This window comes from Fictibacillus nanhaiensis, from assembly GCF_023715445.1.
GTDB lineage: Bacteria > Bacillota > Bacilli > Bacillales > Fictibacillaceae > Fictibacillus > Fictibacillus nanhaiensis_D.
Genome location: NZ_JAMBOD010000001.1, coordinates 1,396,985 through 1,419,508, shown reverse-complemented (window position 1 = coordinate 1,419,508; position 22,524 = coordinate 1,396,985). Strand labels below are relative to the sequence as shown.

Sequence of the window (22,524 nt, the reverse complement as noted above, 5' to 3'; positions counted from 1 at the left end):
TTGTTAGCACGATGATTTTCGACGTGGCAACAAGTTTAGGTCGATAGTATAAGCGCAACTAAAGCTAACGCGAAAGGCTTAGCGTCAGCCAAGTTTTCTGTATGTTTTAGGGGGAAGAGAAGTGTGGAGCGTTTTACCGAAGAGGTGATAAATATAATTAGAGGCATACCGCCTGGAAAGGTGATGTCATATGGTCAGATCGCAAAGGTCGCTGGAAGTCCGCGAGGTGCAAGACAGGTGGTCCGTATCCTGCATTCTATGAGTGGGAAATACAACCTGCCATGGCATCGGGTAATCAATGCAAAAGGTGAGATTGGCATTCAAGATGAGGAACTGTTTTTTACACAAAAATCATTATTGGAATACGAAGGAGTGCAATTTAAAGGAAAAAGCACAATTGATATGGAAAAATACAGATATCAACCATAGAATCTTACTTAAAGGCTGTTCTCGTAAGCTTTGTTGCACTTTAAGAAAAGATTGGAGCGGTTGATTTCCGCTTCAGGTTGCTCGCTTTCCGCGAGGGGTAAGGTGAGCCTCGGTGAAAGACATAAAGTGCTGCTCCTACGTCTACAAGAAAATCTGCCGAAACATCCTCGTCGCATGCCTCCGAGAAGAACACACAGGTAGCTGGTACGCTGCTCCCGCAGGACAAGGAAAGCTTCGACAGCGTTACATCGCACGAAGAAAATGTGATTTTTCATTTTCGAGGAGTCTCGCACCTTACGCTCCAATCACCTTTATTAACGGTTTGCTTTCACAAAACCTATTCAAGAACAACAATCTTTTAGAAAAGAGTCTTCTTAAAAAAACAGGGAGCTATTGACCTATGAAAACCTTGCAGAATTCGGTAGTTAAAAAAGCAGAGTTAAAAGATAAAGAAGCTATTAAGAATCTAATGCAATTTTATTTTTACGATTTCTCAGAGTTTGTTGAAGCGTACGTTGGAAACGATGGATTGTTTGGTGAGTATCCATATTTGAATAACTATTGGGAAGAAAAAGAGAGATTTCCTTATCTCGTCGAAAAAGATGGAAAACTAGCTGGTTTTATCTTAGTGAGAGAAGTTCAAGAGGATAATAATAACCTTTACTGGTCAATAGCTGAATTTTTTATAATGAAAAAGTTTCGGCTTAGCGGGTTAGGTATGTATGCAGCACATCATGTTTTTGAAAGTCATAAAGGAAATTGGGAAGTATTTCAGATAGAAACGAACAAACCTGCTCAAGCTTTTTGGAGAAAAGTAATTAATGATTACACTAAAGGACAGTTTGTGGAGAGGAAGGAAGAGGGGAAAATCATCCAAGCATTCTGCAGTTAAAAGAGAAATTTTTTGGAGCGGTCCTTTACGAGAATCGCTTTTTATTTTTGTAAGAAAGCTTTGGGGAGAAGTTTTACTTTTTGTAATTAGGGCAAAATAGGATAGGGATCATTTGATAAGATGGATTGTCTTTTTAAGAAATGTTGTCTTTATTCATGAGAGGATGTACACATGTTTAAGATGAATCTGCTTGATAACTATTTAAAGAAATATACGAGAATGTCAGAAAGGGAGTTATCTCACACTGTTCAATCAAACATGTGGTTTACTCCCGTTCTTTACGTAATTTTTTCTTCTCTATTAGTAACGGCAACTTTAACATCTGATCTTAAGTATGATTTAGGAAATCAGATGCGGCCATTTTTTGCCGTAGATTATGATCTTACTCGAGCGCTGGTAGGCACTCTGACAGCTGCTATTTTAACCCTCACTACTTTTACGTTCAACTTGATTCTGGTTGTTTTTACAACATTTTCAGGACAGTTTTCTCCGCGCATGCTAAAAAACTTTATTGCAAGTAAATCAACACAGCGAGTACTCGGTATATTTACATCCAGTTTTGTCTATATGTTATTATCTTTTCTTTTTCTAAATAAAAGAATGGCGGAATTTTATTTTGCTGTTCCTATACTAGCGGCCCTAATTGCTGCCGTATCGATGGGGACGTTTATCTTTTTTATTAATCACGCTGTCGCTTGGCTGCAAGTAAATCAAATGACATATGACATGAAAAAGGAAGCGTTATCTATTGTTAAAAGTACATTAGAGGATGAAGTTGATCCTTATAAAGTAAACGATCTAACCACAGTTAACAGTGAGATATGCGAGAAAAAGGGTAATACGATAACGGCTGGAAAATCAGGGTTCATTCAACTGGTCGATTTTATTTCTATTATTAAAGAAGCTGAACGAGATGATATTGTTATCCAGTTGGAGTATACGATTGGAAGTTATGTGTTTGCTTCAACCCCATTCATCACCTATTGGAAGAATGGTGAAAATGAACTAGATGAACATAAATATCTGTCACTTATAAGCATTGGAAGAAGGCAAACGGAAGTTCAAGATATTGAATTCAGTATCAATAAACTGGTCGAAGTCGCGATAAGATCTCTCGGGAACTATGATCCAAAAACCGCGACAAACGCTATCTATCAGCTTGGAGAAGTACTTGCATCCATTTCACGCGGGTCAATATTTTCAAAGTATTTAGTGGATAAAAACAATAATCTACGCGTGGTTTTACAAGAAAGAGACTTTAATCATTACTTATATAATGCGTTTGGTTATATTAGGCATTATGCTAAAGATAACGTCATTGTGTGCACGGAAATACTGAAAGTGCTGGATTTGATGGCGAAATCCTTGAATAAGCGTGATTATAATGCAGTATGGGAATTCGGAGTGTTTACAGCAAGCGGTTTTGAAAATCTTTTCTTATTTACACTGGATTATCAGCAATTTCACCGTGCGCTGCATAATCTGGCGGTTACGACAAAGCATGAAAAAGAGTTTGAAGAGTTCATGGAAAAAAGAAAAACGAAATAAATTTTAGTCCACATAAAAAAGCCCGGAAATGTATCTGGGCTTTTTGGTTTTATATACTTGTTAAAGCGGTTCGAGCTTCCGCAACGGAATGGTAGGGCTCGTCAAGTTGAAGCATTTTGCGAAGAACAGCTTTCAATGAATGTGAGATATTTAATTCTTCTTCCCAGCTTTTTTCCTCCTTCGATTGGGGTTCATAAGCAGAATAGAGAAGAAAAAGGGCAAAATGGCCAAGGGCGAATAGATCACTTTTTACGGTTACTGCACGCATCCGGAGTTTCTCTGGATGATCATCTGGGTCTTGAAGTTCTTTATCGGATAAATAACAGGCAAGACCAAAATCGATAATATAAAGTTTCCCATTACGTTTTATAATATTTGGAATACGAAGATCGCGGTGAATAATGCCTTTTTGGTGGAAGCTTTCTATAATAGTGAAAAGCTCCAGCAATACGCTCACCGTTTCCTTTTCGCTATAAGTGTGATGGTCGCGAAAAATCAGATCTTCGAAGGTGTCGCCCTGAATCCATTCCATAGCGAGAAAATATCCTAGTTCATTTTGAAACTCGTCTAATCGCTTAGGAACACGCTGATGCTGCAATACTTTTAAAATCTCAGATTCTCTTTGAAAAGACTGGAGACCGCTTTTTGTTCGTGCTTTAGTCTTCCGTAGCTGTTTTAAAACGATAGTTTTATTTGTTTGTATATCAAGTGCTAAATAAGTAATCCCGTAACTCCCCATACCTAATACTTCTCTAATGCGGTAACGGTTATGAATGAGGAGATCGGGTTTAAGAGGTCTGTCAAACAACGTCCTTTGAAGATCTTTCCAAAGTTCAGTAAACATTCTTAATTCGTGTTTTGATCAGCTGCTGAAAAAGCTGCTTCTTTTTTTCTTCTTGTAATGCTTATGGCCGTAGCCGCCATAATGCTTTTTCCCAAAATCACTGCTGCTGAATTTCTTGTAACTCTTTTTGTACTTGTATCCAGAGCTGCTGTATTTTTTATAGCTTTTGTGACCTAATAAAGATTTTAGTAATTTCTTTAACACATCAATCATCTCCTTAAAGATACATTGTTAATGATATTCGAACTTTTTATTCATTATCTTACTGTACGTCCTGCTCACAAGAAAGTTTCGCTGGGAAATGGGGTCTGACCCCAAACAATTTATTTCCCGCAACAATATCCTTGTTTTTGTATAGGTGGTTTTGTTAAATTTAGATAGGTATAGAGGGACGTTTACAAAAGATGATTTTTTTGGACGTTCAGATGAGAGGGGTCAATTGTTTCATGTTGGAGTATGTTTTCGCAGCTCTGTTTCCGATTTTCTTGCTGCTTCTATTTAACAGAGTTCTATTTTCTAAGTTCTTGCCTTTGATAATCACGATATTAATATTAGTAGTTGGTTTTGATGGTTTACATCAGCCATTTCCTCTCCAAATCATCGCAGTTATTTCTACAATAATCGGCTATTTTCTAGGATTGAAAATCTACAAAAAACAAAAGAGAAAAGTTAAATAGAAAAAGACGTCACCTTTACGAGGTAGACGTCTTTCTTTTTGTATGTGAGATCGTTTCTTTTAAGAATAGAATGAGCAGTGTTAAGACATAAATGGTAATGACTATGAGTCCTACTTTATCAAAATGTAAAAGTTTCAATACGACTGAGCTTAAAATCGTGATGTATAAAGCTCCTAAATATTTTTGAATCTGTTCGTTTGAATAGATTGTTGTCAGTTTTGCTCCAAGCTGTGTACCTAATATAGCTCCAAGGATTAGCAGAATGCCAAGTTTATAGTCGAGCTCTATGGATACCGCATATGTTAAGAAACCGGCAGTTACGATTAAGAAGACGCTGACTAAACTTGTTCCAACTGCTTTTCTTGAAGGAAATTTCATCATCGAAATTAACAATGGCACCATTACAAAGCCACCGCCGACACCAAGAGTCGTTGAAATGAACCCACCAGTAAATCCTATGAAAATGGCTTTAGGCAAAGAAAATGAAATCGGTGTTTCAGCTGATTCAGTACTTTTGTTGTGTTTTGCTTGTTTATAAAGCAGGGAAAGTGCAAAGTATGCAAGAAGCAGAATATAGAAAATAGGGATGATCGTATCGTCATGACCCATTTTTTCAAGCCATACAACAAGCGGATGAGCAATTTGAGTCGCCAAGATACCGACAAAACCTAAAACAGCCGCTGGTTTCCAGAAAATATTTTTATATCTTAAGTGCGCAGCTACCCCAGAAACGCTCGTTCCGATTGAGTACATTAAACTTGTGGCAATCGCAGAAAGTGGAGGTATTCCAAATAATATTAGGACCGGCGTTAAAATAAAGCCACCGCCAATGCCAAAAAAGCCAGAAAAAATCCCGATGCACAAACCAAGCAATATATAGAAAAAATCCAATTAAAAGCATCTCCTTCTGGGGACACACCTGCTACAATTTCCCCGCAACCGTTGATACTGCTTGCGGGAAATGGGGTCAGACCCCAAACAATTTATTTCCCAACAAGCGCCTGTCCTTAAGTATACCACTTTTACGTCTTTCCAGAAACTTCTGCGAATATTTGTTCGTAATTATTAGGATTTTGAATCGGTGCTGTGCTATAATTTGAGTAACCAGAAATTAGGAACGGAGGTTCGGTTTTGTGAATCAAAGTCAAACGTTTGAAATCAAATCTGACTACCAGCCACAAGGGGATCAGCCCGCAGCGATCAAACATCTTGTGGAAAATATTAATGCAGGAAAAAAAAGCATGACCCTGCTCGGTGCGACCGGGACAGGGAAGACATTTACCGTATCCAATGTCATTCAGGAAGTGAACAAACCGACTCTAGTAATTGCACATAACAAAACACTAGCCGGCCAGCTTTACAGTGAGCTGAAGGAATTCTTCCCGAACAATTCTGTAGAATACTTTGTTTCTTATTATGACTATTATCAGCCTGAAGCCTACATCGCACATTCGGACACATACATTGAAAAAGATGCAAGCATCAACGACGAGATTGATAAACTGCGGCACTCCGCTACCTCAGCACTTTTTGAACGAAAAGACGTTATTATTGTCGCGAGTGTATCTTGTATTTACGGTCTAGGTTCACCAGACGAATACCGTGACATGGTTATTTCACTTCGAGAAGGAATGGAAAAAGACCGTGACCAGCTTTTACGTGATTTAGTAGACGTTCAATACAACCGAAACGATATCAATTTCACACGTGGTACGTTCCGTGTTCGCGGTGATGTTGTGGAAATCTTCCCGGCTTCACGTGACGAACATTGCTTGCGTGTGGAGTTTTTTGGAGATGAGATCGACCGGATTACAGAAGTTGATGCACTGACAGGTGAAATTTTAGGCGAACGTAAACACGTTGCTATTTTCCCGGCATCCCACTTCGTTACCCGTGAAGAAAAAATGAAGCTCGCAATTAAACGGATCGAAGCTGAACTCGAAGACCGCCTTAAAGAACTTAATGAGGCAGGAAAACTTTTAGAAGCACAACGGCTCGAACAGCGGACACGCTACGACCTGGAGATGATGGCTGAAATGGGGTTTTGTTCAGGAATCGAGAACTATTCTGTTCATCTGACTCTTCGTCCGTTAGGGTCTACGCCTTATACATTGCTGGACTATTTTCCGGATGATTCTTTAATTGTCATTGATGAGTCGCATGTTACACTTCCGCAGATTCGTGGAATGTTTAATGGAGACCAGGCTAGAAAAAGTGTTCTTGTCGATCACGGATTCCGTCTGCCTTCAGCTAAAGACAATCGACCTTTAACGTTCGAGGAATTTGAAAGATATACAAAGTTTCAGCACATTTATGTATCAGCAACTCCAGGACCTTATGAGCTCGAACATGCACCAGATCCTGTTGAGCAGATCATCCGGCCGACTGGACTGTTGGACCCTACATTAGAAGTTCGACCGATTAAAGGGCAGATCGATGATTTATTAGGTGAAATTAATGAAAGAATTGCACGGAATGAAAGAGTGCTCGTCACAACGTTAACGAAAAAGATGTCTGAGGATTTAACTGATTATTTCGTAGAGCTAGGCATTAAAGTCCGCTACCTACATTCTGAGATCAAGACACTGGAACGGATTCAGATCATTCGTGACTTGCGTTTAGGTGTGTTTGACGTTTTAGTGGGGATCAACCTTTTAAGAGAAGGGCTCGATATTCCAGAAGTATCACTCGTTGCAATTCTTGACGCAGATAAAGAGGGATTCTTGCGTTCTGAACGTTCACTTATTCAGACGATCGGACGTGCAGCGCGTAACTCAAACGGACACGTCATCATGTATGGAGATAAAATTACAAAATCTATGCAGATTGCTATTGATGAAACGCAGCGCAGACGACAGAAACAGATGGAGCATAATGAAAAGCACGGCATCACACCGACAACCATCAAAAAAGAAGTCCGTGATGTCATTCGTGCTACACAAGCTGCTGAAGAAACTGAAACATATACAGGCGTACAAGCTCCTAAGCAAAAGATGAGCAAGAAAGATCGCGAAGCCTTTATCGAGCGTATGGAAAAAGAGATGAAAGACGCTGCCAAGAACCTTCAGTTCGAACGAGCAGCAGAGCTTCGTGACCTCATACTTGAGTTAAAAGCGGAAGGATGATTGCAGTTGGCAACCAATCAAAACATTATAGTTAAGGGTGCAAGAGCCCATAATTTAAAAAATATAGATATTACGATCCCGCGTGATAAGCTGGTTGTCTTAACCGGCTTATCTGGTTCGGGTAAATCTTCACTTGCGTTTGACACGATCTATGCAGAAGGTCAGCGCCGTTACGTAGAGTCTCTTTCGGCTTATGCCCGTCAGTTCCTTGGACAGATGGACAAACCAGATGTAGATTCAATTGAAGGACTATCACCGGCTATCTCAATTGACCAGAAGACGACAAGCCGAAATCCTCGTTCAACCGTTGGTACGGTAACGGAAATCTATGATTATCTGCGTCTTTTATTCGCACGTATCGGGCGTCCGGTTTGTCCTGTTCATCATGTAGAAATCACATCTCAAACAATTGAACAAATGGTGGACCGCATATTAGAACACCCGGAACGAACAAAGCTGCAAATTTTAGCTCCTGTTGTTTCCGGACGAAAAGGCGAACATGTTAAAGCTCTTGAAGATATTAAAAAGCAAGGCTATGTACGAGTTCGTGTTGATGGTGAAATGCGGGAAATCTCTGAGGACATTAAACTCGAAAAAAATAAAAAACATTCCATCGAAATTGTAATTGACCGAATCGTAGTTAAAGAGGGAATTGCAACTCGTTTAGCAGACTCTCTTGAAGCTGCTCTTAATCTTGGAGACGGCAGTGTTGTCGTTGATGTAATGGGAGAAGAGGAACTTTTATTCTCTCAAAATCATGCCTGTCCACATTGCGGATTTTCTATCGGCGAACTGGAGCCCCGTCTGTTTTCTTTTAACAGTCCGTTTGGGGCTTGTTCATCATGTGATGGACTTGGCGTTAAGCTTGAAGTAGATCCAGACCTTGTCGTCCCTGACTGGAGCCGTACTTTGCGTGAAAACGCAATTGCCCCTTGGGAACCGATCAGTTCACAATATTATCCGCAGCTTCTGGAGAGCATCTGCAACCATTTCGGCATTGATATGGATGTACCAGTAGAAAATCTCTCTAAAGACCAGATGGATAAAATCTTAAATGGAAGCAAAGAGTATCTTACATTCCGTTATAAAAATGACTTCGGTCAAATCCGTAAAAATGAGATTCAGTTTGAAGGTGTTTTAGGGAATATTCAGCGCCGTTATAGAGAGACAAGTTCAGATTACATCCGTGAGCAGATGGAAGGGTACATGGCACAAAAACCGTGTCCGACTTGTAAAGGACATCGTCTAAAGAAAGAAGCACTATCTGTTTTAATAAACGGAAGACATATCGGAGAAACAACTTCTCTTTCTATTACTGAAGCGAAAGAGTTCTTCGATAACCTTGTACTTACAAATAAAGAACGAGCTATTGCGAAATTAATTTTACGTGAAATCGTGGATCGTTCTGGTTTCCTAATTAACGTAGGACTAGACTATCTTACTCTCAGCCGTTCAGCAGGTACATTGTCAGGCGGAGAAGCTCAGCGTATTCGTCTTGCCACACAAGTTGGTTCACGTTTGATGGGCGTACTCTATATTCTGGATGAGCCTTCAATCGGACTTCACCAGCGGGACAACGACAGGCTGATCCGTACTCTTGAAGAGATGCGCTCTCTTGGAAACACGCTGATCGTTGTTGAGCATGATGAAGATACAATGCTGGCAGCTGACTATATTATTGATATTGGTCCAGGTGCGGGTGCCCATGGTGGTTCGATCACATCACAAGGGACACCGCAGGAAATTATGGAAGACCCTGAGTCACTTACTGGTCAATATTTATCGGGCAAGAAGTTCATTCCTCTTCCGAAGAAAAGACGTAAACCTGATGGCCGTTATATCGAGGTAAAAGGTGCTACCGAAAATAACTTGAAAAATGTTTCTGCTAAGATTCCGCTTGGATTATTTACCGGCGTTACAGGCGTTTCGGGGTCTGGAAAAAGTACGCTAGTAAACGAGATCTTGCATAAGGCACTAGCTCAAAAACTTCACCGTGCAAAGGACAAGCCAGGTGCACACAAGTCGATAAAAGGACTGGAGCATATCGATAAAGTAATAGATATTGACCAGTCACCGATCGGTCGTACACCACGCTCGAACCCGGCAACTTACACTGGTGTGTTTGATGACATTCGTGATGTTTTTGCTTCAACGAACGAAGCGAAAGTTCGCGGCTATAAAAAAGGCCGTTTCTCCTTTAACGTAAAAGGCGGCCGATGTGAAGCCTGCCGTGGAGATGGAATTATCAAAATCGAAATGCACTTTTTACCGGATGTTTATGTACCGTGTGAAGTGTGTCATGGTAAGCGGTATAACCGTGAAACGCTAGAAGTAAAGTACAAAGGGAAAAACATCGCAGACATATTAGATATGACTGTCGAAGACTCTGTAGAGTTCTTTGCGAATATCCCGAAAATCAAGCGTAAGCTTCAAACCATTCTGGATGTAGGACTCGGCTATATCAAGCTTGGTCAGTCTGCTACAACCTTATCTGGCGGGGAAGCACAGCGTGTAAAATTAGCTTCGCAGCTGCATAAGCGTTCTACAGGAAAAACGATCTACATTCTAGATGAACCGACGACAGGACTGCATGTGGACGATATATCACGTTTGCTCGTTGTTCTGCAGCGTTTGGTTGACAACGGTGATTCAGTGCTTGTCATTGAACATAACCTTGATGTTATCAAGCAGTGTGATCACTTGATCGATCTTGGACCTGAAGGCGGGGACAAGGGCGGTATGATCGTTGGAGCAGGAACGCCAGAAGAACTTGCTGAAATAGAGGAATCCCACACTGGACGTTATCTTGCACCGATTCTAAAACGGGACAAGAAGCGCATGACTGGTAAAATAAAAGAAAAAGAAAAACTAGCTAAATAAACAACGAAGAGATCGAATCATGAACATATGGTTTGGTCTCTTTTTATATTTAGACTTTGTTAGGAAGGTTTTGAGTTCATTTTATTGATAAGTATCAATATATGAAAAAATGTTAGAACAGGGAATAAACCCAGTCCAATCATATTTTCTAGGTTAATTTCTGCAAATGTAAAGAAAGGGAACAAAAGTGCGATAACCGTGTATAGGAGCAAGCCTATAAAATAAGTATTGATCCTGTTTCTTTCAGAAATGAAATCAATTACTTTATACATAACCAGACCTAATATAAAAAAGATAACGGTTAGATAGAGGATAAATGAGATATAAGATTTTAATATCTCCTCTATACCTGAATAATGTGTAATTTCTAAATTTAAAAATGCAAAAAAGAACGATGTTGAAATTGCAGCAATAAGTATTTTTAGAATATGTATCAACATACTTCAGCCTCCGTGATTAATTGTAAAGGAATTTATCATTATAGGGATTAAAAAATGAATGTAAAAGTACAATTAGTATCTTGTCATTTAAACAAAAAAAGTGCCCCTGATTATGATAGGAGCACTGGCTTAAACTATTATTTATATTTCTTTTCACTTGAAGATGAATCTTTCGTACCCTTCTTATCTTTTTCTTCTCTTTTTTCTTGTTTCAGGTCTTCCATTGGAATAGGATCAACATTTCGTTCACTTTCAAATTTATCAAACAAGCTCTCTTTATCTGTATCGTATTGTTCAGGGTTGTCCATTTTTCCTTTTTGCTTCTTATTTTCTTTAGACATTAGATATCACTCCTCTATCTATTTGTCTTTATCATTTCCTTTTTCTATCGAAATTCAAACAATTTCTCCTCAACTCGACAATTTTCGTTTAAAATAGATAGTGTTTTCATTTCCATATCTTAGTAAGAAGTTTATAGATTACATAATTTATTGCAACAGCTACAAACGAGCCAAACGTACCCGCAAGAATTCGATCAGCTGCACTTAGCTCCCTATCATTTTCAGTCATGACACCGAATATAATGCTAGTGATCATTAGCAAGGTTAATACTATAAAAAGTACCTTTAAGGTTTGAATATTTTTCAAATGGAAGACGCTCCCTTTGGGCTTTTTGTCATTATCATACGGAATTTCAGAAGTTATGTCGAATGGGTATAGGGAAAAAGGAAGTTTGTTTCATGAGGTCGAAGTAAAAAAGGCACATGCCTTTTGCTTGTATTCATGTTCGGTTTTCGTTTTCATTCAGAGCAGGAGGTCATGTTTGATGAAAGAGGGCACGAAAAAAATTATTTCAGCGGTATGTTATTTTAGCTTATTTTTTGCACCATTTCTTTTTCCAATCGTCGTTTATTTCGTTGTAGACGATTCTGAAGTAATGGAACATGCAAAAAAATCATTTTTATCGCACTTATTCCCAATTGTAGCAGTACCGCTTGGAATTATTATCATTTTCGAAACACAATATCATTTAGCAGCAATCATAATCAGCGGACTCATATTTGGTACTTTGACATTAATTGTGACCATCTGGAATATTGTTAAAGGAATAAAGGTTATTCTCTCATAAAGTTTTGTACAAGTAATACCGGAAAGTATCAGACATCTTAGAATCAGCCGGCGCCGGTGACGGAATCCAAAAGGAGGCGTCAAATGCATGGAAGAACGCAAAATGATTTTGAATATGCTAAACGATGGGAAGATTTCAGCGGAAGAAGCTGAAAAGTTGCTATACGCGTTAAACGACAAGAAGAAAATGCAAATTGGCTCGCTTAGTTTGAAAAAGAAAGCTCTAAATGGAGCTACTGCTGTAAAGCTGCCGTCATCTGGGTACAAAGTGGCTAAGTTTTTTGACCGTGTCGTAAAACGGATTAAGACAGTTGATTTCGATTTAAACTTCGGACCGTCAGAACCCGTCCACTATGTTTTTCAAGACAGCCATGTCATGTTTCAAGAGATGGACATTGAAGTTTACAACGGTTCGGTTACTATTGTGCCTTGGGACCGAAAAGATGTCCAAGTCGAATGTGATGCGCATGTCTATAAGGTGCCTGAAGGGTCTTCTGCAAAAACAAAGTTCAGAAATGAAACGTTTTATGATTGTGATGCTACAAAAATGCGTTTTTACTCAAGAAATAAGCATCAAAAAGTAAATGCCGTGATTTCCGTTCCACGAGACTCATATGAAGACATTAGGATAACAACATTTAATGGTCCAGTAAAAATCAGTGATTGTGAGGCGAAAACATTAACGATTAAAACTACAGTAGGCGCAATCGCGGTAAATCATTGTTCCGGTGAAGCCATTAAGGCTACTGCTGCAAATGGTTCTTTAACGCTTAAAGATTGTAAGTATAAAGACGTTGAAGCTGAAACCATGAATGGACCGGTACGTCTAACCGTTGATTCATCACAAGTGCGTTCCGAAACCATTAATGGTTCGATCTATTGCCGTTTTGCCTCACCTGTTGAAGGTTATGCATCTTTTAAGACAGTGACGGGAAAAATAGAAACTGAATTCCCGGAAACACTGGAACTTGATGCGGTGCTGAAAACGATCGTTGGAGGTTTTATTTGTGATTTCGACTCTGTTGAAGTTAGAGAAGAGAAAAAGGAAGTAACACGAAAGTTTCTTTCTTTCATCGCAAATAAAGGTACTACCTGGCCTTCGTTTAAGCTTGAAGCTGAAGCTAAAACAGGTTCTGTTGCGGTGTTAAAAGCCAAATAGAGGTGATGTTATTTTATGAAAAAGCTGAAACGGTCAAATGATGCGAAAATCTCAGGTGTTTGCGGAGGAATCGCTGAATATATGAATATTGATCCAACCGTTGTCCGTCTAGGAACCGTGGCACTTGCCATTTTTACAGCGGTTATCCCAGTAGGATTATCCTACCTTATTGCGATGGCAGTTATGCCTGAAGAAAGCGAAGTTTAAATGAAAAGCTGGCTGGCTTCCTTATTGATAAATACCATTGCCTTAATGGTGGTCGCTGGATATTTCGAAGAATTCCATATCGAAAACATAGGTGCAGCACTATTAGCCAGCGTATTGTTGTCGTTGTTTAATGTATTTCTAAAACCGGTACTCGTCATTTTGACACTACCTGTTACAATCATTTCTTTGGGATTGTTCCTCATCGTAATCAACGCAGCGCTTTTATCACTTACTGCCGAACTGATGGGGGATTCCTTTAATATTGATGGATTTGGCATGGCCTTATTAGCAGCTGTCATCATATCCCTGCTCAATATGTTCCTGACGAACTTCGTACTGGATCCTTTGAAGCAAAAAAAGAAAAAGAGAAAATAATATAAAGATGTCCATCCATATAAATGGTGGGCATTTTTTGTTGTAGGATTTATATTCTAAATATGGTAATATAAATCTAATCTGTTTGAAAGAAAGGAGCTTCAGTGACCTGTATGCCAACATCTAATCTGTAATGGACAACAATTGGATCGCTTCTCAGCCGTTAAAAAACAATTTGTTTTTGACCACGGGAGAAGTCTGTCTACATCCCATTACAGAGGAAATACAGCGAACTGCAGTCCGTTAATTTTTTTAACGATGCGTTCCGAGCTCTCCTTGTTATAGGGGGGCTTTTTTTCGTTCTGCAAGACTTTCAAATAGAAACTGTATTCCCTCGCTACTATTACGAGGTGAAATCATTATGCAAACGAAACAATACTCTTTAATACTCATGAAAAAACAAGAAGCAGATACAGTGAAAAAACAATGCAAAATGTGCGGAAAGGTCACTCTTTTTACTGATACGACAATTCGAAGGCATAACGCGAACGGTAAAAACATTTATCAGTTTGCCATTTATAAATGTCCAAAGAATCATTCCTGGAATAAGAAGCTCGATATTTATAAATCGTTTACCAATCACGTGGATCCTATGACACTTGTTCCTTCTGAGTTTATGCCTATAGAGGGAGGTGAAAAAATATCACTTTCTGTATCAGCTAACGATTCCTATGAAATTAACATCACTGGAGTTGAAGGAAACTTCCGGTTAGACCGTACGCTTGCCGACCATATCGAAGGATGGAGCCGTACAGAAATCGCTCAAAAGATCAAAAGCGGCCATATTCTTTTAAACAATTGTTTAACGAAACCAAGCCAGAAGCTGTCTGTTCATGATAAAATTTTAATAACTGTAAACAAATAAACAAAGATCAATGGCCGTTTGTAATTTTAAACGGTCATTATTTCTCATTTCTAAATGATTGTTGCTTTTGAGTAATTTTTTGTATTTGTCTTCATTGATAAGTTGATTGGAGTGCAAGGTGCGAGACTCCTGCGGGATCAGCGGGACAGGTGAGACCCCGGCAGGCTTGAATAGCCTAGGGGGCTCACCGCACGCCCCGCGGAAAGCGAGCAGCCTGTAACGGAAATCAACGACTTTCAAGAGCCACAAAGTTTGCAAAAACAGACTTCTATTTAAAGGGGCTATCAAAATGGAAACAGTACGTCTTCAATTCAGACAATACACAAATGATGATTTTCCGTTTTTCGCCTCATTATGGGCTGATCCAGATGTCGTGCAATTCATAGGAAAAGGCGTAACGCGATCAGCGGAGGAAGCACGGAAAAGTTTTGATGGATGGCTTCTTCCAGGCTATCGGGATGGCAGAGGGCTCTACCTTATTCTTCATAAAGAAACTCAGCAGCCGATTGGTCATGCGGGGGTTGTTCAGCAAGCAGTAGACGGCAAGAAAGAATACGAAATCGGTTATTGGATCGCTAAGGAATTTTGGGGCAACGGATATGCGACAGAAGCAGCCTCTTTTTATAAACAATATGCAACCAAAGAGCTCCAATTAAAACGGCTCATTTGCCTGATTCAGCAACAAAATAAAAAATCCCTCAATGTTGCTTTAAAACTTGGTATGACTTATGAGAAAGATACAACGTTTAATACGATTCCGGTAAATGTTTATGCTTGGAAAGCTGACAATTAATTTCTCAGCGCTACCTTTTGGTTAATGCGGTGTTGAAGTGATACAATAGAGTCATTGGAAAATGTCAAGGAGGACCCTATGCCTAAAGTACATATTCATGAACTAATCAATAAGTTTCAACTAGAGCTTGTAAGCGGTGAGGAAGGGATCCACCGCACGATTCGAACGAGCGATATTTCCCGCCCAGGTCTTGAAATGGCGGGGTATTTTACGTTTTACCCTGGAGAGCGTCTTCAGTTATTAGGAAAAACAGAGCTATCGTTCATTTCGGAACTCGACCCTGAAACACGCATGGAAAGATTGAGCAAGCTTTGTACAGATGAAACACCAGGAATCATCGTTTCTCGCGATATCGAAGTGCCAAAAGAGCTGCTGAAAGCATCTCACAAAACAGGTGTGCCGATTATGCGTTCACCTGTAACGACAACACGTTTATCGAGCCGGATCACAAACTTTCTTGAAAGCCGTCTGGCACCAACTACTGCTAAGCATGGTGTGCTTGTCGATATTTATGGTATCGGTGTGCTTATTACGGGGAACTCAGGAGTCGGTAAGAGTGAAACGGCGCTTGAACTCGTAAAGCGGGGTCACAGACTTGTGGCCGATGATTCTGTTGAAATCCGTCAGGAAGATGAGGATACGCTGATCGGCAGTGCGCCAGAATTGATTCAGCATCTCTTAGAGATCAGAGGTCTTGGAATCATCAATGTTATGACTCTGTTTGGGGCTGGAGCGATCCGCAATTACAAAAAGATCTCGATCGTTATGAATCTTGAAGCTTGGGATTCTAAAAAGGTGTATGACCGATTAGGATTGGAAGAGGAGACAACTAAGATCATTGATACAGAGATTCCGATTCTGACGATTCCTGTTCGTCCTGGACGAAACTTAGCTGTAATCATTGAAGTAGCAGCCATGAACTTCCGCTTGAAAAGAATGGGTATGAACGCTGCACAGCAATTTTCAGATCGGCTGACAGATGTAATTGAAGCTGGAGACGATGACGACATATAAGAACTAAAAGGAAGTGAAGACTGTGGAACAAACGATTCAGCCGTTGGACCGTGTTGCGTTGGAGCTTGGACCGATCACGATCTATTGGTATGGACTAATAATCGGTTTAGGTGCGATGCTCGGGCTTTGGCTCGCGGTTAGGGAATCAGAGCGGCGCGGACTTGCGAAGGACACATTCGTAGATGTGGTTATGATTGCTGTTCCTGTTGCGATTCTTTGTGCGAGACTTTATTATGTTGCGTTTGAATGGGATTTTTACAAAGACAACCCAGGTAAGATCTTAGCCGTTTGGGAAGGCGGAATCGCCATTCATGGTGCATTGATCGGTTCATTCTTAACAGCACTTATTTTTTCTAGAAAAAAGGGCATCTCGTTCTGGAAGCTTGTTGATATCGCTGCTCCTAGTATCTTGCTAGGGCAGGCAATTGGGCGCTGGGGCAACTTCATGAACCAAGAAGCTCACGGCGGACCAGTTACAAGAGATTTCTTAGAGTCACTGATGCTGCCTGACTTTATCATCAATCAGATGTATATTGACGGAACGTATTATCATCCGACTTTTTTATATGAATCACTGTGGAGTCTCGTGGGTGTAATCATCCTTTTATATTTACGCAGAGTTAACCTTCATAGAGGCGAACTGTTCTTAACCTATATCATCTGGTACTCAATCGGCCGTTTCTTTGTGGAAGGATTGCGTACAGACAGCTTGATTCTCTGGGAAACATCTCTTCGAATCGCTCAAGTAATGAGCTTAGTATGGATCGCTGCTGCGGTGATTCTTTGGATTTACAGAAGAAAAACGGGATTGGCTGAAAAAAGATATTTGGAGAGCTAAGGGAGGCGAATGAAAAGTGGAAACATTAAAAAAAGGCACACTTGCAGGCTTGAAAACCACTTGGACGCTAGGGAAAATCATCTTTCCCGTAACACTTATTATTACATTATTAAGCCATACACCAGTATTAGATTGGCTTATTTCAGCTATATCACCTGCGATGAAGTGGATTGGACTTCCGGGCGAAGCAGCGATTCCGCTCGTGCTCGGTAACTTTCTTAATCTTTACGCAGGAATCGGAGGTATACTAACGCTTGATACACTAACCGTTCAGGATGTATTTATTTTGGCAGTAATGCTGTCATTCTCGCACAACCTTTTTATTGAATCAGGGGTTGCAGCAAGTGTCGGCATTAAATTATGGGTTATCTTGCTTGTCCGGGTAGGATTGGCTCTCTTTTCTGCTTTTATGATCAACCTTTTATGGGATGGCGGAACTGAAAAGGCACAGTATGGTTTTATCTCAAAGTCTGAAGCTGCACCTAATGGATGGGGAGAAATCACCTTAACCGCACTTGAAAAAGCGTCACTCGGGATTCTTCAGTTAGCACTAATTGTGATCCCGCTCATGATCGTGATGCAGTACTTAAAAGACAAAGGATGGCTGCAAAAGTTTTCGAACTGGATGGCACCGGCTATGAAACTGTTAGGTATGAAAGAAAACACGTCAATGACAATGGCTGCAGGGCTTACGATCGGGCTGGCTTACGGTGCGGGTGTAATGATGCAAGCCGCGAAAGAAGACGGAGTATCGAAAAAAGATCTTTATCTCGCTTTTATCTTCCTCGTAAGCTGTCATGCTGTTGTCGAAGATACATTGGTTTTTGTTCCGCTCGGAATTCCTGTGCTGCCGCTACTGATTATTAGAGTTGTGACAGCTGTTGTTCTTACAATATTCGTTGCTTATATCTGGAACAGGCTGGAGAGGAAAAAAAGTTTAAGAAATGAGGAACTGCAACATGAAACGAGACACCATACTATTTGATTTGGACGGAACGCTGATCAACACGAATGAGCTGATTATCGCTTCATTCTTGTTTACACTTGATAAATATTTTCCTGAACAATACAACCGTGAACATATCCTGCCGCTGATGGGGATGCCTCTCGTTGAAACGATGGAACAGTTCGATAAGGAACGTGTTCAAGATCTCGTTCAAACTTATAGAGAGCATAACATCGCATATCATGATGAACTAGTAACAGAGTTTAAAGGAGTTTTTGAAACGGTAGAAGAATTGTATAAAAAGGGCTATAAATTGGGCATTGTAACAACTAAAATGAGAAACACAGTCGAGATGGGCTTAAGGCTTGTTGGACTCGATAAATTCTTTCAAACCGTCGTTACGCTTGATGATGTGGAAAAAGCCAAGCCTGATCCAGAGCCGATTCAAAAAGCTTTAGCATTGCTTCAATCCACTCCAGAACGTGCAATCATGGTGGGCGACAGTAAGTATGACATTCTTGCTGGCCAGAATGCCGGAACACAGACTGCCGGGGTAGCCTGGACGATTCGGGGCAATGATTATTTGCAGCAGTTTAATCCGGATTATATGCTGAATGAAATGACGGATTTGCTGGATGTTTTAGGGGAGAGATAAGTGCGTGATACAGAGCGTTACCCTGTAAAAGGCAAGAACTCGTTATATCAAGTTTATGACACGGTTCCTTTTTGGAAAGTCGTGAAAAATTTTATTACGATACAAGTCGCTCGATACACACCTTTTTTGCCGATGAAAAACTGGCTGTACCGAACTTTCTTAAACATGAAAGTCGGAGAGGGGACGGCTTTTGCATTAATGGTGATGCCGGATATTATGTATCCTGAGCGTATTTCTGTCGGTAAAAACTGCGTGATCGGCTACAACACAACGATTCTAGCTCATGAATATTTAATAAAAGAATACCGTTTAGGGCGTGTGATCATCGGTGATGAAGTGATGATCGGAGCTAACTCTACGATTCTTCCAGGCGTCACGATTGGCGACGGAGCGATTGTTTCAGCTGGTACACTTGTTCACAAAAGTGTGCCTGAAGGGTCTTTTGTCGGCGGCAACCCCATGCAGGTAATTTATACAAAAGAAGAACGATCAAAGAGGGAAGCGGAAAACAGCTAAATTTGTCGGATGTTCCCCTCTTGGGTTTTCTGATATTTCGTCGTATACTTAAATCAGGCAAAAAAGCGAAAGCTGGAGGCGCATACTATGAGAAGGAAATCATTCTCGATTGTTTACATGAAGAATTCATTTAAGATTGGACACCTAGTAGAAGACAACTGCCAGTCTCAGCATGCACCGAAAGCAGCACATCCACAAAACAAGGCCGAACAGTTAGCAGCCCGTGATACGTACCGTTTCCGTACGGCTGTTTCCAAAATGAAAGGCAGCGGTCTCGTTAAGCATTATGAACTTCAAAGCACACGTGCAAAGCTGGTATTTTACGGCGATTATTCTACCTACAAGCGTTACGTACCCCACACTTCGTTTACACGCGAACATTTTCAACACTACTTTGGTTCAGAAGATTTAATCTGTGAATTTCTCCTTGATACTTCTATTTATTTATTTAAAGAACTCCATTTTTTAAACGAGATCCAACTTGATATTCCGAGTCACGGCAAGCTGTATACAGTTGAGCTGTCCCGAAAAGAGATGGATGATTACATGAAGTGTGAACTTACTGAGATGAAGGATGGCCATCATCATCGTTTCTTCTATATCTACCGTGATCAGGAGCTGGATCAGTTCACCAACCAATTTGTAAAAGTGAAACGGTTAAGACGTAAAAAACTATAAGGTTTTACCGCAAAACTGGCGCCCAAACGCCTATTAACTGGGTGTCAGTTTTTTTGTTGTTCTGTAAGGGGTGGGAGCAGTGATATCATGAGTAAGGATGGCGAAATTTGTCGAGGATTGTAGACTCGTGGATAAACAGCCAAAACTTTTGGATTCAGCACCAAAATTTTTGGATTCGCAGCCTGTATTTTTGGATTCATAGCCGAATCTTGTGGATTCATAGTTTTATTTGTATGATTATGGTTAACTAGACCTCTATTTGTATTCTCTCACACCCTCTATGACCGGTGATTTGAAAGCTTGGCGTCCGCCAAGCCTCCTAATAGCGATCGATTTCTTTGTTAATCTACTCTGAATGGATGTTTTTCTGCCCATAAAGTATCAAAGCAGAGCGATTATTGACTACATAAATCTGCAAATGATTTTATTTCCAAAAAAATTTTGTTCCTTTTGTCGAAAAATGTATTTATAATAAAAATGTTCCTTTTTAGAAAGTTTCAATAATTGAAAGCGTTTTAACAATAGGAAAGATCAGGAGGAAAGCTGAAATGGATTATGGTGTTATTTTTTCAATCAGTGTTTATATGATCGGGATGCTGCTGATCGGTTTATATGCATATCGTAAGACAGACAACCTTACCGATTACATGCTTGGCGGGAGAAATCTCGGACCAGCCGTAACAGCACTTAGTGCAGGTGCTTCTGACATGAGCGGATGGCTGTTAATGGGACTGCCTGGTGCGATGTATATGTCTGGATTAAGCGCGGGCTGGATCGTAGTAGGTCTAAGCGTTGGTGCTTATTTAAACTGGCTTTATGTTGCACCTCGTTTAAGAACGTATACGGAGGTTGCAAACAACTCTATTACGATCCCTGACTATTTTGAGAACCGCTTTAAAGATACTTCCCGGATTTTAAGAATTTCATCGGCTTTAGTTATCGTTATCTTTTTTACGTTTTACTCATCATCCGGAATGGTAGCTGGCGGCCAGCTTTTTGAAACAGCTTTTAAACTGGATTATATGTGGGGAATTTTGCTTACAGCAGGTGTAGTTATCATTTATACGTTATTCGGAGGATTTTTAGCTGTAAGCTACACAGACTTTGTTCAAGGTGCAATCATGTTCCTTGCTCTTATTCTCGTTCCGTTTGTAGCCATTATGAAAGTTGGAGGCTGGGATACCACTTTTAACGAGATTGAAAGTGTAAGCCCTGCTTTATTGGATGCTTTTACGGGGACAAGCTTAATCGGAATCATCTCTTTGCTGGCATGGGGTCTTGGTTACTTTGGACAGCCTCACATTATCGTTCGTTTTATGGCAATTACTTCTGTAAAAGAAATGAAGAGTGCTAGACGTATCGGAATGGGCTGGATGATTTTCTCCATCGTTGGAGCAATGTTTACAGGTTTGGTTGGTATCGCTTATTTCAACCAGATGGGTGCGCCATTAGATCAGTCCAATGCTGAAACGGTATTTATTTTACTATCTGATGTATTGTTCCACCCGATTATTACAGGGTTCTTATTGGCGGCTATTCTTGCTGCGGTTATGAGTACGATCTCATCTCAGTTGCTTGTAACTTCAAGTGCGCTGACAGAGGATTTTTACAAAGCGTTCGTTAAACGTTCAGCGACGGATAAAGAACTTGTTTTTATCGGACGGTTGGCTGTTTTGGTAGTTTCGGTTATCGCTTTTGTTTTAGCGCTGAACCCGAGTGAAACAATCTTGAACCTTGTTGGATATGCATGGGCAGGATTTGGAGCTGCATTCGGACCGGTTGTATTATTGAGTCTGTACTGGAAGCGCATGACGAAGTGGGCTGCTTTTGCAGGTATTGTAGTTGGAGCTGTCACTGTGATTGTGTGGGAGGTGATCCCGGCATTTGCGGATGTTTATGAGATCATTCCAGGTTTCATTGCTTGTACACTTACAATCGTTATTGTCAGTCTTTTAACGAAGGAACCTAATGAAGCAATCCAGAATGAGTTTGAGGAATCTAAAAGATTAGTGAATGAATAAGAAAGGAAGCTGCCTCGTACATGTGTACTTTTAAAGGCAGCTTTTCTTCTTTTTAACACATTTTTTTGTAAAAAAGGACTACATAAAATTATTCTAGAGAAAAATTTACTGGACTAAACAGAATGTAACATTCATCAACACCCGCATATGATGAAATAAGTGGGGTGAATGACATGGGTATAAAAGATAAAGTGAAGCAGTGGTTTTTAGGACCGATTTATACGCAGGAGTCATTAATACCAATTGAAACTCGGGAGCAGTTCACGTATAGCTTAAAGCTTGGCTGTCCGGTCATTTTTACAATGAAAGACGGTTATGGGCTAATCTTATTTGAAGAAAAGGATCAACTTGGAATCGTATATGTAAAAGATGTTTTCGGAGTAAATGAGGATTATCGAAATTACTTTACACTTCCTGACCTCATCGCATTTTTCAAAGATCATATGAGTGAAGGAATTTCTTTTTACGCGTGGAATAGTTAAAAGTATAAAATG

Annotated in this window: 25 protein-coding genes; 20 read left to right on the top strand and 5 right to left on the bottom strand. The window is 40.1% G+C overall.

Features of this window, described 5'->3' with window-relative positions; translation table 11 throughout:
* The first annotated feature begins 123 nt into the window (after window positions 1-123).
* The 3 genes from M3196_RS07335 (at window position 124) to M3196_RS07325 (ending at window position 2,869) form a co-directional block, all read left to right on the top strand.
* The gene (locus M3196_RS07335) at window positions 124-429 is read left to right on the top strand and encodes an MGMT family protein (RefSeq protein ID WP_338082930.1); all 306 of its coding nucleotides are present in this window, start codon (window positions 124-126) and stop codon (window positions 427-429) included.
* 400 nt (window positions 430-829) lie between these two features.
* A complete protein-coding gene (locus tag M3196_RS07330; RefSeq protein WP_251321568.1) occupies window positions 830-1,321 on the top strand; it encodes a GNAT family N-acetyltransferase in 492 nt (163 codons plus the stop codon).
* 171 nt (window positions 1,322-1,492) lie between these two features.
* Window positions 1,493-2,869 (top strand): DUF2254 domain-containing protein, encoded by a 1,377-nt coding sequence (locus M3196_RS07325; protein ID WP_251321567.1) that lies wholly within the window; start codon window positions 1,493-1,495, stop codon window positions 2,867-2,869.
* Window positions 2,870-2,918: 49 nt separating this feature from the next.
* Here the strand turns inward: M3196_RS07325 and M3196_RS07320 are convergent, their stop codons facing one another.
* Together M3196_RS07320 and M3196_RS07315 are read right to left on the bottom strand one after the other, a co-directional pair.
* The gene (locus tag M3196_RS07320; protein ID WP_251321566.1) at window positions 2,919-3,713 is read right to left on the bottom strand and encodes a serine/threonine protein kinase; all 795 of its coding nucleotides are present in this window, start codon (window positions 3,711-3,713) and stop codon (window positions 2,919-2,921) included.
* A gap of 18 nt (window positions 3,714-3,731) precedes the next feature.
* Complete coding sequence (locus M3196_RS07315; RefSeq protein WP_276531256.1) at window positions 3,732-3,926, bottom strand: hypothetical protein; 195 nt, start codon at window positions 3,924-3,926, stop codon at window positions 3,732-3,734.
* A gap of 233 nt (window positions 3,927-4,159) precedes the next feature.
* Here M3196_RS07315 and M3196_RS07310 point away from each other — a divergent pair, with 233 nt between their 5' ends.
* Window positions 4,160-4,390 carry a DUF2198 family protein gene (locus tag M3196_RS07310; RefSeq protein WP_251321564.1) on the top strand — a complete coding sequence of 77 codons (231 nt, stop codon included), beginning with the start codon at window positions 4,160-4,162 and terminating at the stop codon, window positions 4,388-4,390.
* 15 nt (window positions 4,391-4,405) lie between these two features.
* Here M3196_RS07310 and M3196_RS07305 read toward each other — a convergent pair whose 3' ends face one another.
* Entirely contained in the window at window positions 4,406-5,281 is an 876-nt protein-coding gene (locus M3196_RS07305; protein ID WP_251321563.1) for a sulfite exporter TauE/SafE family protein, read from the bottom strand.
* A gap of 242 nt (window positions 5,282-5,523) precedes the next feature.
* Between M3196_RS07305 and uvrB the strand changes: the two genes are divergently transcribed.
* Window positions 5,524-7,515 (top strand): excinuclease ABC subunit UvrB, encoded by a 1,992-nt coding sequence (gene uvrB / locus M3196_RS07300; protein ID WP_251321562.1) that lies wholly within the window; start codon window positions 5,524-5,526, stop codon window positions 7,513-7,515.
* Between the two features lie 6 nt (window positions 7,516-7,521).
* On the top strand, window positions 7,522-10,395 hold the full coding sequence (uvrA, locus tag M3196_RS07295) for an excinuclease ABC subunit UvrA (protein WP_276531255.1): 2,874 nt from the start codon (window positions 7,522-7,524) through the stop codon (window positions 10,393-10,395).
* A 59-nt stretch (window positions 10,396-10,454) separates the two neighbouring features.
* Here the strand turns inward: uvrA and M3196_RS07290 are convergent, their stop codons facing one another.
* Entirely contained in the window at window positions 10,455-10,835 is a 381-nt protein-coding gene (locus tag M3196_RS07290) for a hypothetical protein (protein WP_251321561.1), read from the bottom strand.
* 137 nt (window positions 10,836-10,972) lie between these two features.
* On the bottom strand, window positions 10,973-11,176 hold the full coding sequence (locus tag M3196_RS07285; protein WP_251321560.1) for a hypothetical protein: 204 nt from the start codon (window positions 11,174-11,176) through the stop codon (window positions 10,973-10,975).
* 485 nt (window positions 11,177-11,661) lie between these two features.
* Between M3196_RS07285 and M3196_RS07280 the strand changes: the two genes are divergently transcribed.
* The 14 genes from M3196_RS07280 to M3196_RS07215 all read left to right on the top strand — a co-directional run bounded on the left by M3196_RS07280 (window position 11,662) and on the right by M3196_RS07215 (window position 22,512).
* Window positions 11,662-11,964: a hypothetical protein gene (locus M3196_RS07280; protein WP_251321559.1), complete on the top strand. Its 303-nt coding sequence runs from the start codon at window positions 11,662-11,664 to the stop codon at window positions 11,962-11,964.
* An 87-nt stretch (window positions 11,965-12,051) separates the two neighbouring features.
* Window positions 12,052-13,122, top strand: a complete 1,071-nt coding sequence (locus M3196_RS07275) for a DUF4097 family beta strand repeat-containing protein (protein WP_251321558.1) — start codon at window positions 12,052-12,054, stop codon at window positions 13,120-13,122.
* Window positions 13,123-13,137: 15 nt separating this feature from the next.
* On the top strand, window positions 13,138-13,329 hold the full coding sequence (locus M3196_RS07270) for a PspC domain-containing protein (protein WP_251321557.1): 192 nt from the start codon (window positions 13,138-13,140) through the stop codon (window positions 13,327-13,329).
* Window positions 13,330-13,704, top strand: a complete 375-nt coding sequence (locus M3196_RS07265; RefSeq protein WP_251321556.1) for a phage holin family protein — start codon at window positions 13,330-13,332, stop codon at window positions 13,702-13,704.
* A gap of 361 nt (window positions 13,705-14,065) precedes the next feature.
* The gene (locus M3196_RS07260) at window positions 14,066-14,569 is read left to right on the top strand and encodes a cytoplasmic protein (protein WP_251321555.1); all 504 of its coding nucleotides are present in this window, start codon (window positions 14,066-14,068) and stop codon (window positions 14,567-14,569) included.
* Between the two features lie 289 nt (window positions 14,570-14,858).
* On the top strand, window positions 14,859-15,362 hold the full coding sequence (locus M3196_RS07255; RefSeq protein ID WP_251321554.1) for a GNAT family N-acetyltransferase: 504 nt from the start codon (window positions 14,859-14,861) through the stop codon (window positions 15,360-15,362).
* Window positions 15,363-15,440: 78 nt separating this feature from the next.
* A complete protein-coding gene (hprK, locus tag M3196_RS07250) occupies window positions 15,441-16,376 on the top strand; it encodes an HPr(Ser) kinase/phosphatase (RefSeq protein WP_251321553.1) in 936 nt (311 codons plus the stop codon).
* 22 nt (window positions 16,377-16,398) lie between these two features.
* The gene (gene lgt / locus M3196_RS07245; RefSeq protein WP_251321552.1) at window positions 16,399-17,214 is read left to right on the top strand and encodes a prolipoprotein diacylglyceryl transferase; all 816 of its coding nucleotides are present in this window, start codon (window positions 16,399-16,401) and stop codon (window positions 17,212-17,214) included.
* 16 nt (window positions 17,215-17,230) lie between these two features.
* Window positions 17,231-18,199, top strand: a complete 969-nt coding sequence (locus M3196_RS07240; protein ID WP_251321551.1) for a nucleoside recognition domain-containing protein — start codon at window positions 17,231-17,233, stop codon at window positions 18,197-18,199.
* The gene (ppaX, locus tag M3196_RS07235; RefSeq protein ID WP_251321550.1) at window positions 18,174-18,815 is read left to right on the top strand and encodes a pyrophosphatase PpaX; all 642 of its coding nucleotides are present in this window, start codon (window positions 18,174-18,176) and stop codon (window positions 18,813-18,815) included. The genes M3196_RS07240 and ppaX overlap by 26 nt, the downstream gene beginning before the upstream one ends.
* Window positions 18,816-19,331, top strand: a complete 516-nt coding sequence (locus tag M3196_RS07230) for an acyltransferase (RefSeq protein WP_251321549.1) — start codon at window positions 18,816-18,818, stop codon at window positions 19,329-19,331.
* Window positions 19,332-19,418: 87 nt separating this feature from the next.
* Entirely contained in the window at window positions 19,419-20,009 is a 591-nt protein-coding gene (locus tag M3196_RS07225) for a hypothetical protein (protein ID WP_251321548.1), read from the top strand.
* A gap of 548 nt (window positions 20,010-20,557) precedes the next feature.
* Window positions 20,558-22,030 (top strand): sodium/proline symporter PutP, encoded by a 1,473-nt coding sequence (gene putP, locus M3196_RS07220; protein ID WP_251321547.1) that lies wholly within the window; start codon window positions 20,558-20,560, stop codon window positions 22,028-22,030.
* 173 nt (window positions 22,031-22,203) lie between these two features.
* Window positions 22,204-22,512 (top strand): hypothetical protein, encoded by a 309-nt coding sequence (locus M3196_RS07215; RefSeq protein ID WP_251321546.1) that lies wholly within the window; start codon window positions 22,204-22,206, stop codon window positions 22,510-22,512.
* Window positions 22,513-22,524 lie beyond the last annotated feature (12 nt).

Bases quoted from the DNA above. Each gene is read 5' to 3' on its own strand.
- M3196_RS07330 (WP_251321568.1), top strand. From the start codon at position 830: ATGAAAACCTTGCAGAATTCGGTAGTTAAAAAAGCAGAGTTAAAAGAT.
- M3196_RS07325 (WP_251321567.1), top strand. From the start codon at position 1,493: ATGTTTAAGATGAATCTGCTTGATAACTATTTAAAGAAATATACGAGA.
- M3196_RS07320 (WP_251321566.1), bottom strand. From the start codon at position 3,713: ATGTTTACTGAACTTTGGAAAGATCTTCAAAGGACGTTGTTTGACAGA.
- M3196_RS07315 (WP_276531256.1), bottom strand. From the start codon at position 3,926: ATGATTGATGTGTTAAAGAAATTACTAAAATCTTTATTAGGTCACAAA.
- M3196_RS07310 (WP_251321564.1), top strand. From the start codon at position 4,160: ATGTTGGAGTATGTTTTCGCAGCTCTGTTTCCGATTTTCTTGCTGCTT.
- M3196_RS07290 (WP_251321561.1), bottom strand. From the start codon at position 10,835: ATGTTGATACATATTCTAAAAATACTTATTGCTGCAATTTCAACATCG.
- M3196_RS07285 (WP_251321560.1), bottom strand. From the start codon at position 11,176: ATGTCTAAAGAAAATAAGAAGCAAAAAGGAAAAATGGACAACCCTGAA.
- M3196_RS07280 (WP_251321559.1), top strand. From the start codon at position 11,662: ATGAAAGAGGGCACGAAAAAAATTATTTCAGCGGTATGTTATTTTAGC.
- M3196_RS07275 (WP_251321558.1), top strand. From the start codon at position 12,052: ATGGAAGAACGCAAAATGATTTTGAATATGCTAAACGATGGGAAGATT.
- M3196_RS07270 (WP_251321557.1), top strand. From the start codon at position 13,138: ATGAAAAAGCTGAAACGGTCAAATGATGCGAAAATCTCAGGTGTTTGC.
- M3196_RS07265 (WP_251321556.1), top strand. From the start codon at position 13,330: ATGAAAAGCTGGCTGGCTTCCTTATTGATAAATACCATTGCCTTAATG.
- M3196_RS07260 (WP_251321555.1), top strand. From the start codon at position 14,066: ATGCAAACGAAACAATACTCTTTAATACTCATGAAAAAACAAGAAGCA.
- M3196_RS07255 (WP_251321554.1), top strand. From the start codon at position 14,859: ATGGAAACAGTACGTCTTCAATTCAGACAATACACAAATGATGATTTT.
- hprK (WP_251321553.1), top strand. From the start codon at position 15,441: ATGCCTAAAGTACATATTCATGAACTAATCAATAAGTTTCAACTAGAG.
- ppaX (WP_251321550.1), top strand. From the start codon at position 18,174: ATGAAACGAGACACCATACTATTTGATTTGGACGGAACGCTGATCAAC.
- M3196_RS07225 (WP_251321548.1), top strand. From the start codon at position 19,419: ATGAGAAGGAAATCATTCTCGATTGTTTACATGAAGAATTCATTTAAG.
- putP (WP_251321547.1), top strand. From the start codon at position 20,558: ATGGATTATGGTGTTATTTTTTCAATCAGTGTTTATATGATCGGGATG.
- M3196_RS07215 (WP_251321546.1), top strand. From the start codon at position 22,204: ATGGGTATAAAAGATAAAGTGAAGCAGTGGTTTTTAGGACCGATTTAT.